Here is a 14,990-nt window from a genome sequence, read left to right as displayed (position 1 = left end):
TAAAAAGTGTTTATCAGCATAAAATATGATGAATAAATAGACAAATTGCTCGCAGCCCAAGAAACACTATGTACATAAAAATATATTTTGTAACAGAAATGTTAAATCAGAAATAGCGCATATAATCCATTGATTTTAAAGTATTAAAAATCAATTACATTGAATTATACTGTCCTTTTTCCATGAGCAGTCCAAATTGGTCAATATATTTAGCTGTTAAGCTCAATTTAATTAAAATATCATGCTAATTAAGCCACTATTTTTATTTAACACACTCGATATGCGTATATTTCAGTCTTATTTTTACGTACCAATACTCATTTTATGGAGGCTAATTATAAAACTATACAATGAACAAGTAGAAAATAAGGATAGGGAGACACAAAAGTTTTAGTTTAACTATCTTGGTCTTTACTTATTGATGATAAAGATATGCTGTTATTCCAGTATAAATTAAGAAGCGATGCTCATTACAGTAGCAATATTGAGAGAAGATTTTTCATATCATATTAGGGTAAAGATCTATTTGAGCCATATTAGTATTTATCCTTGATTGAAATAGGTAATCCTCTTATTTGATAACAATAAAGATATCTCTATAGTTATTTAGCTATTTATGGTTAGTCTTTTTTGGCTTATAGCACCATCTTCTTACTCACTATAAGAGATACATCGTACTAAAAAATTAAAAATCCATTTATTAAAGCAGAATATTTTTCAGATCATACCCTTAAGTTAAACCAAATATAGCTGTATTATGTTTACAATTCTGTTGCCATAAAAAACTAATTCACACCTAAATAGTTTCATTGCGTTTTTATTTTTTATCATATACTCGTTATATATATGTTATTTTTAATATATCAATATGTAGCGTCACAAAGGGCTTTAAAACCTATTATTCCCTCTGATTTTCTAACACGTTATGTTCCTATGAATAAATTGATATCCCAAAAAAAACCTCTTTATTACTCCTAAATAAAGATTAACGCCTTAACTCAAAATACTATAACACATTGAAAATAAAGCAAAATATAAAAGCATCGCCAATATCCTAAAAGGCTTGTTTAATATGTATCCATCATCGTGATACAAATATAATGAGTAAAAGCTAACTTATCCTAAAATTGAAATAACATTTCAAGCAAAATAGATAAAATAAGTAATTATGCTAGAAAAATATGAAATTATATTACTAATTGTAAAATATGAACTTAGCTCACAGAATTTTATAAATTAATATATTCTATATTTATTAAATTGAGTTTAATTTATATTGCAATTAGCTATATCATTTAGATACTCATTATTAGAGTAACCACCGAATAAGTTAGCTTTCATAATTATAGTCAAACTTATTTCTTATCCCGATAAGATGCCCTATTGATACTGCTCTCAGCTTATTTAATATAAAAATAAGAACTCATATAATAAATTACCTATTGACCCTAAGTTAATTTTGTATATCATGACCAAAACTAAAAAATAAACTTTGTACAATATTAAACATATTTAAACACCTTACTGGGAAAAGAATTCTTAACGCAGAGCCTGTTTTGTTCTGTGTAGGGAAGTGCATGCTCTAAATTTATTATTAATTTTTAATTTAGGCATTTTATTTATGGAATTAAGAAGTTATTGCATACTCATACAAGGAGCTTAACTTAAATGAGTAAGAAAAATCTCGGTAGTGTTGCCCCTAAAGAAAGGATTAATATTAAATATACGCCAAATACTGGCGGAGCTCAGGCTGAAGTCGAACTTCCATTGAATATGTTGATTGTTGGGGATATGAAAGGTAAAATGGAAGAGACCCCCATTGAAGATCGCAAAGCGATTTCAGTCAATCAAAACAACTTCAATTCTGTTATGGAAAGTGCTGGTATTAATTTAAATATTAATGTTCGCAATACCTTAGAAGAAAGCAGTGATTCAGAGCTTAATGTTAACCTTGATGTGAAATCTTTACAGGATTTCTCTCCTGATAGTATCGCTCGCCAAGTGCCCGAATTAAATAAACTTCTCGAATTGCGTGAAGCTTTAGTTGCATTAAAAGGTCCTCTAGGCAATGTCCCAGCTTTTAGAAAGCGTCTTCAAGAACTACTTGAAAATCAAGAAACTCGCGAACAGCTTCTAAAAGAGCTCGATATTGCTGCTAATCAAAAATAATGTTTATAGAGGATTATTTCATGTCACTAAATGCAGAAGCTCAAGAGCAACAAGCCCCCGCATCTACAGGCTCTTTGCTTGATGAAATTATGGCTCAATCACGTATGTCTCCAGAAACAGAAGCATACGATATTGCCAAACAAGGTGTTGCTGCTTTTATTAGTAATATTTTCGCCAGTGAATCTGAAGACCAACAGATCAATCGATTATTAATCGATAAAATGCTTGTTGAACTTGATAATAAACTAAGTACTCAAGTTGACGAAATTCTTCACGCGCCTAAATTTCAAGAAATTGAAGCTTCGTGGCGTTCTTTAAAATTACTCGTTGATCGCACTGATTTTAGAGAAAATATTAAGATCAATATTCTTCATGCAACTAAAGAAGAGTTATTAGAAGATTTTGAATTTTCTCCAGAAATTGTTCAATCAGGCTTCTATCAACACGTCTACTCTTCAGGATACGGTCAATTTGGTGGTGAACCTGTTGCAACAGTTATTGGTAACTACGCCTTTAACAATACTGCGCCAGATATGAAGTTAATGCAGTATGTTAGTACTGTTGGTGCAATGGCACACGCGCCATTCCTATCATCTGTTTCACCTAATTTCTTTGGTATTAATAGCTACGCTGAACTGCCGGCAATTAAAGATCTAAAATCTGTTTTTGAAGGCCCTGCACATACTAAATGGCGCTCACTGCGTGAAGCAGAAGATTCCCGTTATTTAGGATTAACAGCACCGCGTTTCTTATTACGTTTGCCATACTCTCCAACAGAAAACCCTGTAAAAATGTTTAACTATTCAGAAAATGTTAAACAAGACCATGAGCACTATTTATGGGGTAATACCGCATTCTTATTAGCAAGCTGTATTAATGATAGTTTTGCAAAATATCGTTGGTGTCCAAACATTATTGGCCCACAAAGTGGCGGTACAGTTAATGATCTTCCTGTGCATATTTTTGAAGCGATGGGTGAATTACAAACTAAGATCCCAACTGAAGTTTTAGTTACCGATCGTAGAGAATTTGAACTAGCAGAAGAAGGCTTTATCACGCTGACCATGCGTAAAGGCAGTGATAATGCTGCATTCTTCTCCGCAAACTCGGTTCAAAAACCAAAAGTCTTCCCAAATACTCCTGAAGGCAAATTGGCAGAGACTAACTATAAGTTAGGAACTCAATTGCCATACATGTTTATTATCAATCGCTTAGCTCATTATATAAAAGTATTGCAACGTGAACAGATTGGCTCATGGAAAGAGCGTCAAGATCTGGAGCGTGAACTCAATATTTGGCTTAAGCAATATGTCGCAGATCAAGAAAACCCACCAGCAGATGTTCGTAGTAAACGTCCATTGCGTTCAGCTGAAATCAAAGTACTTGATGTTGATGGCGATCCAGGTTGGTACCAAGTCGCTATTCAAGTTCGCCCACATTTTAAATATATGGGTGCAAACTTTGAATTATCACTTGTTGGTCGTCTTGATAAAGAGTAACGGTGATGGCATCCAATTATGGCTGGCAGGCTAATGCTGGCGCCAGCTTATTTGAACGGATCCGAGGGAAAAACTTAGGTTTTTCCCATCGTTCGCGAACAAATACACTCATTGAATCAATAAAACAGAATTTAAATTACATCTTAAATGCTAGACCTGATGGTTGCCAAGGAACGCCACCCTTAGGGATCCCTGATTTAAATGATGCGACTCAATCTACGGTTGATTTTAAATCTCACCTAGAAGATAGCATTAGTAGTTGCATTATTGCGTATGAACCACGGATCAGCAAAGTTGTAGTGAAATTTCTTGAAGAAGATGCAGATAGTTTATCTTTACAATTTAATATTAATGCTTTTATTGATTTAGAAAATAAGCAGCAACTTATTGAATTTAATGTGTATTTAGATAATAACCGTAGATATCAGCTTAAATAGCATTAATATGTCATCAAAATCCTACTTTACCAATGAATCAGAATACTTAAATGAGCTGACTGAGCAAGTTGCCAAAGAAAAACCGCAACTTGTTAATTTGCTTTCGCACAATGTTAAAGATCCTGATACTTCGCGGATTATGGATGGGCTATCTTATTTATCGGGTAATTTACGCCAGCAAATAGATAGACAATTTCCTGAATTAACTAATAGTTTAGCCAATATGCTTTGGCCAAACTACGCACGCCCTGTGCCAAGCATGACGATTGTTGAATATCATCCTAATTATGCTCAGTGCCAACACGCAACAAAAATTTCAGCAGGACAACCTTTTAGTGCCACTCCACTTTATGTGCAAAGTGAGGAAACAAACCACGAGACGTTATTTCAATGTCGATTTAGTCAAAGTCGCGACCTCTGGTTAATGCCGACAAAAATCAGTAACATTTTGCAGCAAACAACCGCCATTGAAATAACATTTGAGTTAGCAACAAAACAGCCACTTGCCAATATTGGCTTAGATAAATTGTGTTTTTACTTAAATGGTGCGCCATTTACTACAAATCAGCTCTATTTTTTATTAAGCCAGCATGTGCAGAGTGCCTCTTTAGTCACAGATGTACATACACTACCTCTTACTCACTTTTCAGTTACGCCTGTTGGTTTTCAAAAGCAGGATGCCTTACTTCCATACCCGAAAAATAGCTATGATGGCTATCGTATACTGCAAGAGTTTTTCTGTTTTCCTGAAGCCTTTCTCTTTCTAGATATTCATGGTTTGGATGACATTCCTTTGGCTATCGAAGCAGAGCAATTCAAACTGGTGATCAATTTTGATCTAGAAATTCCTGATGGCGTTATTCTTTACGACGACAGTATTAAACTTAATTGCACCCCTATTGTGAATTTATTTCCTATTGATAGTGAAGCAATAAATTTGACGGGGAAAAGTGAGGAGTATGTTTTAAGTCCTAATTACCAACTTACTGAATGTTTTGATATTTTTTCGATTAATGAGGTTAGAGGGTTACGTTATCCTAATGATGCTAAACCTTATCCGATCACCTATACAGCATTTGAAAGTTTTTATCATCAAAACCATCAGACTCAAAATCATGGCTATTACAGTTTAAAGATAAGTCAAAATGAACAGTTATACGGCTATTCCCATCGACTTTCTTTTGTTCGTCAGCAAGAGCCTCAGTTACAACAGTGTGAAGAAACCGTTTCTGTTGCACTCAACTGTACTAACCGCTATATCGCTTCCCAGTTATCGACGCGTTCTATCGATTTAGATAGTGCATCAATTCCTTATGGGGCTTTATCTGCTAAGAATTTATTCGCACCAACACTGCCTTTATATCCATTATTAGATAAAACATTATATTGGTCTGAATTAACTAATTTATCTTTAAATTATCAGTCTTTGCTCAATCTTGATTCATTAAAAAAAATATTACAACTCTATGATTTACCGTCTGTTTATAACACACAGGTTGCAAGGCAATCACAAAAACGCCTAGATGCATTAGTTGATTTACATTCAGAGCATATTGAGCATATCTACAAAGGCCTTCCTGTTCGCGGTCTGAAGACAACGTTAGTTGTTCATCAAAATGCGTTTCTTTCAGAAGGAAGTTTATTCCTATTTTGTACCGTTATCGCTCAATTTTTCACCTTATATACCAGCATTAATATGTTTCATGAGTTGGAAGTTATTAACCTTGATAATAAGGAAGTTTATCGATGGCCAGCACAAATCAACCAGCACATACTGAAGTAATCGATCGTTGGCTGGAACAAGCTGGCTCATCGGTAACAGAGTATAATTTTTATCAACTCGTTGAATTGTTAAATAAAATAATTCATCAAGATGTCAACTCGATGGAGGATGACAGCGGTATTCTTCGCTTTAAATCTTATTCAAATATTGCATTTCCGACGCGAGATGTCATTTCCATTGAAAAAAATAATGTCGAACAATATGAATTAGAAGTCGCTTTTTTGGGCTTACAAGGAAGTCAGTCCCCCCTACCAGGCTATTATCTGGATGAGTTTGCTTGGGAAGATGCACAACAGATAGAAGGTATCTCCGCTTTTCTCGATATCTTCAATCATCGTCTGATAGCGTTACTTTATCGGATCTGGCGCAAATATCGTTACTACATTTGCTTTGAAAATGAAGGACAGGATTCATTTTCACAATATATGTTTTCTCTCGTTGGATTAGGTAATGGAGCTAATCGCGGTCGGATCAAAATCAACCATAGCAAAATGCTCGCTTATGCTGGTCTTTTGGCGAGTCCAAGTCGCTCTTCTGATGTGATTAGTAGTCTTATATCTCACTGTTTCGACTTAGAAAATGTAAAAGTAATTGGTTGGGAGACACGCCGTGTTCCTATTCCTGAATCACAACAAAACAAGTTAGGTACGATTTCTCATCAATCCGGACAAAAATCTCGCCCACGAATGTTATTAGGGGAAAATTTTAGTCTGGGCTCACACATATATGACTGCAATGGAAAATGCACCATCGAAATCAGTGAATTAAGTTTAGAACGCTATATGCGTTTTTTACCTAACGGCAGTGATTTCGCACCATTAGTTGCCTTTGTTTCTTACATTTTTCATGAGCAATTAGCTTGGGATTTACGTCTTAGCATTGCTGAAAAGCAAGCCGAAGGGTTCCGTTTGGGTCACCAACAACACAACCAATTAGGCTGGCAAAGCTTTTTAGGTCAACCCGCAAAGAAACCGGATGTCACCATTACGGTATTGGAATAAAGAGATGGATAAATATCAGCCAACAATTTCTTTTAGCATCAAAAATAGTGAACAGCTAGAAAGTGGTTATCTGCCAAATGCGACTTTAACTCAAAGTGGCGGACAGATTGGTAGTGGCAATCAATGTGACTGGAAAATCCAAGATAATGAAGGTGCTATTGCCGATCGGCAATGTACGGTGTTTTGGAAAGATCAACACTTTTGCTTAAAAGTAAATTCAGGTCCTGTTTACATTAATAATGCGATTATTCCATTGCATCTTGATGCCGTTAGACTGACCCAAGGTGATCAGATAAAAGTGGGTAAATTAGTTATTGCCACCAATATTAGTCTTACCGGAGAGCCGGTACAAAATATGATGGCGATGACGCCTCAGTCTATTATCGCAAAAGATCATAATCCGCTAGATTCATTATTTGATGTTGATACAACAGTCAAAAATGAGCGGAAAGAGCCTCCGTTTGTACCAACCGTTCAGGGTTCATTAACAACAGACCCACTACAGGCTTTAGAAAACGAAAATCTAAGCTTAATTTCTAAAAACACACAAGCTACTTCAGACGATCCTTTATTGAGTGACCCCCACTCGTATTCATCTGCCTTTCCGACATCAGATTATCAAGAGAATACTATGGTCCAAGAATTTATTGATTTACCTAAAATCACACCTAATGAAAACGAACATATGACCGATGTCGATCATGTGGCGGTTAACCCTCTGATGAAGGGATTAGGTATCCACCTTAATTTAACAAATACACAGCATGCTAATGATTTTCTTGTTGAACTGGGTAAAACCGTCAAAGCGGCTATTGAAGGTTTACTGATTTTGCAACAACAACAAGAAAGCTTACAAGATAAGCAATTACGCCCAATTGAAGATAATCCTCTACGTCTTAATAGTGGCTATGAAGAGACAATGAAGTTGATGTTTACCGATGAACGTAGCCCTGTACATCTTTCAGCACCTGCGGCAGTAACAGAAAGCTTGCACAACATCCAATTGCATTATCAAGCGAATCAAGAAGCTATTTCAACCGCACTATCAACCATGTTGGCAGCATTCTCTCCTGAACATTTATTAAACCGCTTTTCTCAGTATCGACGAGCTTCAGATAACACACCAATGAATGATGGCTGGGCTTGGGAAATGTACAACAACTATTACAAAGAACTCTCTTCATCTCGGCAACAGGGTTTTGAAAAATTATTCTATGAAGTATACAGCCACGCTTATGACAGAGCGCTGAGAAAAGGAATAGAGGAAGCTTAATATGCAGCTTAGAACTTTCTCAATATTACTGTTATTTAGCTCTTTTTTAATATTGAGTGGATGTAGTAAACCTTTTGAAGCCGCGGGTAAAATGGGGAAAATCTTATTAGATCCCTCAACTCCTGTTGGGCAACCGAAAGATCAGCCCTCTACCGTTGCATTAACCATCCTTGCGGAGCCCTATATTAATCCTAATCAGGAAGGTGAAGCTGCGCCGATAAATATCCAAGTTGTTTATCTTAACGAAGATTCAGTATTTGGCTCTGTTGATCATGATCAGATAGATGCAAAAGAGGGTGACTTAGAGAAAGTTCTAAAGAAAAATTATATTGACCATCAAGACTACACCATTTTACCTGGCCAATATAAACCCTTCCCTACTATGACGTTAGACCCATCTAACCGTTACATTGGCATTATTGCCTATTACTCAGATCCTGATAAAGCAGAATGGAAGAAAATAGTCAAAGCGCGTGGTAAAGGACGCCACTACTTCCTATTAGTGCACATTAGGGAAAATGAAATCGAATTTAGACAAGAAGAGGATGATTAATATGTCAACTAAAAATAGAGTGATCTGGCGTGAAGGGCTATTTATCAAACCTCAACATTTTCAACAACAACAACGTCATCAAGATTATATGACGGTGAGTATTTTAAATAACTTTTTTTCACACTTTTGGGGATTTAGTACCTTAAAATTGAGTGACGATTTATATGCTTTAGGTCGTATTGGTATTAAAGAAGCTTCTGGTGTTATGCCAGACGGCACCATTTTCTCTATACCAAACCAAGATTTACTACCACAGCCTATTGATATAACGAATATTACTGATAGTGACAGCAGTATTATTTATCTAGCTTTTCCTTTAATGAACGAGAATGTCAGTGAAATTTCCACTGAACATAACGGTAGTCGTTTACTTTCTCGCTACAGCGAAAGCACCGAAAATATTCGTGATTTACATACTGAAAATGGTGATATCAGTGCTATTCATGTTGCACAGCTCACACCAATACTCAAACAAGGTAAACATGGTTTAGATGCCTATGTTGCTTTACCTATCTGTCGTATTAGAGAGCGTAATGCTAATGGTAATTTAACGCTAGATAATGATTATATTCCCAGCCTATTAAATATCCGTGCCTCAACATTATTGAGCCAATTTCTCACCGAGCTTGAAGGAACGCTATATGAAAGAGGAAAACAAATTGCCTCTCGCATTGGTGCCCCAGGTCAGCAAGGTGTTGCGGATGTGGCAGAATTTATGATGTTACAAGTGCTTAATCGCACTTATCCACTCTATTCGCATTATGCTCAAGAGCCGGTGATCCATCCTGAAAAACTATTTCGAGATTTATTAGAGCTTTGTGGTGAACTACAAACATTCACGAATACTTCACGTTTACCTGAAAATATTGCCAAATATCAACATGCTAAATTAACAGAAAGTTATATTCCATTAATAGCCAGTATCCGCGAAGCACTCAGTGTTGTCTTAACACCAAGAGCGATCCCAATCCCGCTACAAATTCAAGAGCATGGTATTCGTGTCGCAACCATTCATGACAAACAACTACTACAACGTGCTGAATTTATTATTGCAGTGAAATCACAAATGCCGCAAGAGCAACTACGTCGCCAATTCCCACAACAAACTAAGGTGACAACAATCAATAACATTCGCAGCTTGGTTAGTGTGCAAATACCGGGTGTTCCTTTATCACCACTTTCGGCTGCACCAAGACAATTACCTTATCACTCGGGATATAACTATTTCCATTTTGATCAACAAGGCAATGAATGGAAAGGGATCCAGCAGGATGGCAACATCGCATTCCACGTTTCAGGAAACTTCCCCGATCTTGATATTCAGTTATGGGCAATAAGAGATGGAGCACTCTATGACTGATGATATTTTACTGAATCATGATGATGAAGAGCGCATTACAAAGAAAAATTACCAACTGCCACTAAGAGGAAACAACATCAATCCAATGATAGATGCTGCTACACCTTTATTAGGCATGGTATTGCGCATGAAAGCGATGTCTGAAACCCCACTTTCAGAAAAGCTGTACCAACAAGTTGTCATGGATATTACCTCTATTGAGCAACAATTACAGATCCAAGGTTACGAGCCAGGTGCCATTGTTTCATTTCGTTATGTGCTATGTACTTTTATTGATGAAACCGCCCTTGGATTAGGCTGGGATCAAGATAATGGTTGGGTAAAACAATCATTACTGGTTCATTTTCATAATGAATCATGGGGTGGTGAAAAAGTCTTTGTCTTAATTGAAAGATTATTAGGTGAACCTAAACGTTACCTCGATCTGATTGAATTTATCTACCTTTGTTTATGCCTAGGATACCGCGGGCGCTACAAAGTCTCTGCGGGACAAAATGATGAATTTAATCATTTATTAAGACGCTTACAAAAACAGATCCAACAGCTAAGAGGTAACGCTAAGCCAATAGTTCTATTTGAAAAAGGTGATAACCAACAAAGCCGTTATCGTTTAGGTAAGCGTTTAGGGGCTCGCTATATTCTTATAGGTACAGCGGTATTCGCGTTGATTATTTATAGCATTTATTCATCCAGACTGAATTATCAAACACTCAGTATTGTGGAACAACTTAATACTTTACTTGGCTAGGACGCATTATGATCCAAATTGATCTCTCTACTCTCGTTAATCGATTACACCCAATAGCTAAGCATGCCTTAGAAAGTGCAGCCGCTTACTGTGTAAGCCACCAGCAACCTGAAATTACGATTGCTCAGTTTCTACAAAAACTGATAGAAATGCCATTAACTGACATTCGTATGATCAGTCAAAAAAGCGCATTAGATATTAATGCGTTATCAGAGTTATTAGATATCGACATTCCGCCACATCAAGTTATTACACAAAGTTATCCTAGTTTTTCACCCTTATTAGTTGAATGGATGAAAGATAGCTGGCTATTAGCGTCAACTGAACTAAATCACAGTGAACTTCGCTCTGGTGCATTGTTTTTAACTTTACTACAAATGCCTTTGCGTTATCTTGCGAAACCTGTTGCCGATATGCTTGCGCAGATTAACCGCGACCAATTAAAACTCAATTTTGATCAATGGACTGAAGGCTCTGCTGAATCGCCTTTTGACGAAAAAACAGTATCAGAAAAAGGTAACCTTGCTGCTGATTCATTGTTAGCGAAATTTACTCATAACATGACTGAACAAGCGCGAAATGGTGAGTTAGATCCGGTCTTATGTCGCGATAATGAAATCGACTTAATGATTGATATTCTGTGCCGTCGCCGTAAAAACAATCCTGTGGTAGTCGGAGAGCCTGGAGTGGGTAAAAGTGCGTTAATTGAAGGACTAGCACTACGTATTATTGCCGGAGATATTCCTGATAAATTAAGAGGTTGTGAACTTCTTACTCTTGATTTAGGCGCATTACAAGCAGGTGCTGCAGTCAAAGGCGAATTTGAAAAACGCTTTAAAGGCATTATGCAAGAAGTCACTCAATCTCCTCACCCTATCATTCTATTTATTGATGAAGCACACACCCTCATTGGTGCAGGTAACCAGCAAGGTGGCTTAGATGTTTCTAATTTATTAAAACCGGCTTTGGCGCGTGGAGAACTACGAACTATCGCAGCAACGACTTGGAGCGAATACAAAAAATATTTTGAAAAAGATGCCGCGTTAGCGCGCCGTTTCCAATTAGTGCAAGTCAAAGAGCCATCATCTGCAGAAGCCATTATCATTATGCGTGGCTTACGTAGTATCTATGAAAAATCCCACCATGTCTTTATTGATGATGAAGCACTACGAGCCAGTGCTGAATTAAGTGAACGTTATATCTCTGGACGTCAATTACCAGACAAAGCCATTGATGTATTAGATACAGCCTGTGCAAGAGCCACGATTAATCTATCTTCGCCACCAAAGGCATTATCCTCTTTGAAAACAGAACTCCACCAAATCAATATGGAAATGGATGTATTACAAAGAGAACACTATTTAGGTTTAGATGATCATTCTGAGCGTCTTGAAACGTTAGCCTCACAAGCAAGTGCTATTGAGCAACAAGCAACTGATTTACAGCAAGCATGGGAGCAACAAAAAGAGCTTGTATCTCAAATTATTACCTTACGAGCAACATTACTTAATAATGCTACCGAAGCGACTAATGACGATGTCGCAAATGATGTTGCAAATAATGAAGTGGTAAGTGATATAAGAACTTATAGTGAAGCAGAAGATGCTGAAGATAATGATGAAAAAATAGCAACACAGCCCCCCTGCTCATCTGAAGAATTAAAGCAACAGTTACAACAATTAGATAAACAACTTGCTCAGTTACACGACACGCATTTACTGGTTTCGCCTCACGTCGATAAAAAACAAATTGCGGCGGTAATTGCTGAATGGACCGGAGTACCATTAAATCGATTATCACAAGATGCATTATCAATTGTCACTGAGTTGCCTACCTACTTGGAAGAGAGTATCAAAGGCCAATCATTAGCCATTCAATGTTTACACAAACATTTACTTACAGCGCGGGCTGATTTACGTCGACCGGGTCGACCGCTGGGGGCGTTCTTATTAGCAGGTCCTAGTGGCGTGGGTAAAACAGAAACGGTTATCCAAATTGCCCAATTAATGTTCGGTGGCACACAATATCTCACGACTATTAATATGTCTGAGTTTCAAGAAAAACATACTGTTTCTCGCCTTATCGGTTCACCTCCCGGTTATGTGGGATATGGTGAAGGAGGGATCTTAACAGAAGCTATTCGTAAAAGACCTTACTCAGTTGTTTTACTCGACGAAGTAGAGAAAGCGCATCCTGATGTGCTAAATCTATTTTATCAAGCTTTTGATAAAGGAGAGATAGCCGATGGAGAAGGACGAGTCATTGATTGTAAAAATATCGCATTTTTCCTCACCTCTAATTTAGGTGACCATGTCATTACTGCTTACGCGGATAAACCGGACGAACTAGAAGATGCACTCTACCCTGAATTAACAACTTTCTTTAAACCGGCATTACTTGCTCGAATGGAAGTGATCCCTTATTTACCGTTGCCTGCAGAGGTTTTACGACAAATTGTTGATGGCAAATTAGCCCGTCTTATTAACCTGTTAAAACAGCGTTTCAACGCAGAAATCAATGTAGAAGAGAGTGTTGCTACGGAAATTTTACGCAGAGCTTCTCGTGCTGAAAATGGTGCGCGTATTTTGGAATCTATTATTGATGGTGCGTTATTGCCGCCTCTTTCTTTATTACTTCTACAATATAGTGCACGTAATGAAGCTATCTCTCATATCCGCTTAGCGACTGAAAATGATGAGTTTATTGCGGAGGTTAATTAAGCAATGAAAGCGAGACTAAAAAATGCGCTTGCACTACTAGAATGTCATGATGTAGAGACGCTAGCTGTTCAATTTCTAAAATATAGCTTTTTTCGTAGCTCACTGAGTGGGTTAATTATTTCGTTAATGAATAAAGCTGAAAATAAATTGGAAAGTTGGAATATCGACTTAACACTTCAAGTGCAAAGCCATTTTTTAGATACCGATATTACCGATGCAGATCACCCTTTAATTCAACTGCTATTTAAGGGTGAACCTGTATTTTGGCAAAACTTACAACAAGGTAGTTATATTAATAATGCTGCTATGCGCGGTTTTATTTCACAGCTTCCGGTGAACACAGGATTGTATAGTTTGCCTATCTATGATGTTAACCATAAAGCATGTGGCACGATTATTCTTTTAGGGCAAGCTGAAGAGCTAGAAAATATCGAGCAAGGTATTTTCCCTATTTATTGTGAACTATTTAATCATCAATTAAAGCATCTTTTTGAATTATCAAATATGCAACAAAAAATCTCTTACTTGCAATATATCAATCAATTACAAAGGGAAAAAGAAACCACGCTTAATGAAACGTTAGATAAATTAACCGCATCTGTAGCGACTATTGCACTTCCTACCATACAAATCAAAGGAGTTAATGATTTAGAAGTTGCTATAGAAAATTATGAAAAAGAAATTTTATTAGATAAACAGCAAGAATTGAAAGGAGATATTAACGCCATGGCAGAACAGCTTAGTATTTCTAAACGAGCGTTAATATATAAATTGAAGAAATACGGAGTATAAAATGAACGTATTGAAAATCTTTTTCTGCACATTACTCCCTTTACTCTTCACTTCACCGGGAAAGGCCGAAAATAATCTTAATCAGAAAATGATTGAGGAATTAACTCAATGCCGTTTGGAATCATCTCAGCTAATTCGTTTAGATTGTTATGACAAAATTGCGCTTTCTTCAACATCTTCCTCCAATGCACTGCCTGATGTTACTCAAATGGGTAAAACATGGCGCCAAGCAACAGAGCATGAAATGAAACGGACGGGAAACAGTGCAGGTTTTCTCGTCTCAGTACCAGAAACCGGTGATTATCCCGTATTAATGACCATTCCAGCGATTGGCTTTCAACCGCCTCGCCCCATCTTAATGCTGAGCTGTATTGATAACATTACTCGGATGCAAATTATCCTGCCAACAAAACAAGATGCTGGCAGTGTGATGGTTTCAACGGATAAAACACAATTTACTGCAGAATGGTTTTTACGTGAAAACGGTTATGTATTGGAATCAAGCCGCGGTATACCGGGCATAGATGAAATTAAACGCTTGTTAAATGCTGAAAGATTGACGTTGAAATTATCTAATAACGAAAAACTCACCTTCAATATTTCAGGTATTTCACAACAAATAATCCCTTTAAGAGCGGCTTGCCACTGGTAGAAA

12 protein-coding genes are annotated in these 14,990 nt (G+C 36.9%); all 12 read left to right on the top strand.

Translation table 11 applies throughout. The features are described 5' to 3' along the window. The first annotated feature begins 1,668 nt into the window (after nucleotides 1-1,668). From tssB to vasI, 12 genes are read left to right on the top strand one after another with little or no spacing between them, the layout of a single operon-like run. Entirely contained in the window at nucleotides 1,669-2,169 is a 501-nt protein-coding gene (tssB, locus tag HMPREF0693_RS07605) for a type VI secretion system contractile sheath small subunit (RefSeq protein WP_004244626.1), read from the top strand. Between the two features lie 20 nt (nucleotides 2,170-2,189). Further along, a complete protein-coding gene (gene tssC, locus HMPREF0693_RS07600) occupies nucleotides 2,190-3,668 on the top strand; it encodes a type VI secretion system contractile sheath large subunit (protein WP_004247652.1) in 1,479 nt (492 codons plus the stop codon). 5 nt (nucleotides 3,669-3,673) lie between these two features. Then, nucleotides 3,674-4,105, top strand: a complete 432-nt coding sequence (gene tssE / locus HMPREF0693_RS07595) for a type VI secretion system baseplate subunit TssE (RefSeq protein WP_004244624.1) — start codon at nucleotides 3,674-3,676, stop codon at nucleotides 4,103-4,105. 7 nt (nucleotides 4,106-4,112) lie between these two features. After that, nucleotides 4,113-5,888, top strand: coding sequence for a type VI secretion system baseplate subunit TssF (gene tssF / locus HMPREF0693_RS07590; protein WP_004244622.1), 1,776 nt, complete (start codon nucleotides 4,113-4,115; stop codon nucleotides 5,886-5,888). Beyond that, on the top strand, nucleotides 5,852-6,889 hold the full coding sequence (tssG, locus tag HMPREF0693_RS07585) for a type VI secretion system baseplate subunit TssG (protein ID WP_004244621.1): 1,038 nt from the start codon (nucleotides 5,852-5,854) through the stop codon (nucleotides 6,887-6,889). The genes tssF and tssG overlap by 37 nt, the downstream gene beginning before the upstream one ends. 4 nt (nucleotides 6,890-6,893) lie before the next feature. Continuing rightward, nucleotides 6,894-8,162, top strand: coding sequence for a type VI secretion system-associated FHA domain protein TagH (gene tagH, locus HMPREF0693_RS07580; protein WP_036932298.1), 1,269 nt, complete (start codon nucleotides 6,894-6,896; stop codon nucleotides 8,160-8,162). A gap of 1 nt (nucleotide 8,163) precedes the next feature. Next, nucleotides 8,164-8,715: a type VI secretion system lipoprotein TssJ gene (gene tssJ / locus HMPREF0693_RS07575; protein ID WP_004244619.1), complete on the top strand. Its 552-nt coding sequence runs from the start codon at nucleotides 8,164-8,166 to the stop codon at nucleotides 8,713-8,715. A 1-nt stretch (nucleotide 8,716) separates the two neighbouring features. After that, the gene (gene tssK / locus HMPREF0693_RS07570; protein WP_026164596.1) at nucleotides 8,717-10,075 is read left to right on the top strand and encodes a type VI secretion system baseplate subunit TssK; all 1,359 of its coding nucleotides are present in this window, start codon (nucleotides 8,717-8,719) and stop codon (nucleotides 10,073-10,075) included. Next, nucleotides 10,068-10,823 (top strand): type IVB secretion system protein IcmH/DotU, encoded by a 756-nt coding sequence (gene icmH, locus HMPREF0693_RS07565; protein WP_004244617.1) that lies wholly within the window; start codon nucleotides 10,068-10,070, stop codon nucleotides 10,821-10,823. Before tssK ends, icmH begins: the two co-directional genes overlap by 8 nt. Before the next feature lie 8 nt (nucleotides 10,824-10,831). Then, nucleotides 10,832-13,543, top strand: coding sequence for a type VI secretion system ATPase TssH (gene tssH / locus HMPREF0693_RS07560; RefSeq protein ID WP_004244616.1), 2,712 nt, complete (start codon nucleotides 10,832-10,834; stop codon nucleotides 13,541-13,543). 3 nt (nucleotides 13,544-13,546) lie between these two features. Next, nucleotides 13,547-14,335 carry a helix-turn-helix domain-containing protein gene (locus HMPREF0693_RS07555; protein ID WP_004244614.1) on the top strand — a complete coding sequence of 263 codons (789 nt, stop codon included), beginning with the start codon at nucleotides 13,547-13,549 and terminating at the stop codon, nucleotides 14,333-14,335. Between the two features lies 1 nt (nucleotide 14,336). Continuing rightward, nucleotides 14,337-14,987, top strand: a complete 651-nt coding sequence (gene vasI, locus HMPREF0693_RS07550) for a type VI secretion system-associated protein VasI (RefSeq protein WP_004244612.1) — start codon at nucleotides 14,337-14,339, stop codon at nucleotides 14,985-14,987. The last annotated feature ends 3 nt before the right edge of the window (nucleotides 14,988-14,990 follow it).

This window comes from Proteus mirabilis ATCC 29906 (assembly GCF_000160755.1).
GTDB lineage: Bacteria > Pseudomonadota > Gammaproteobacteria > Enterobacterales > Enterobacteriaceae > Proteus > Proteus mirabilis.
This window is presented reverse-complemented; position numbering and strand designations above follow the sequence as displayed.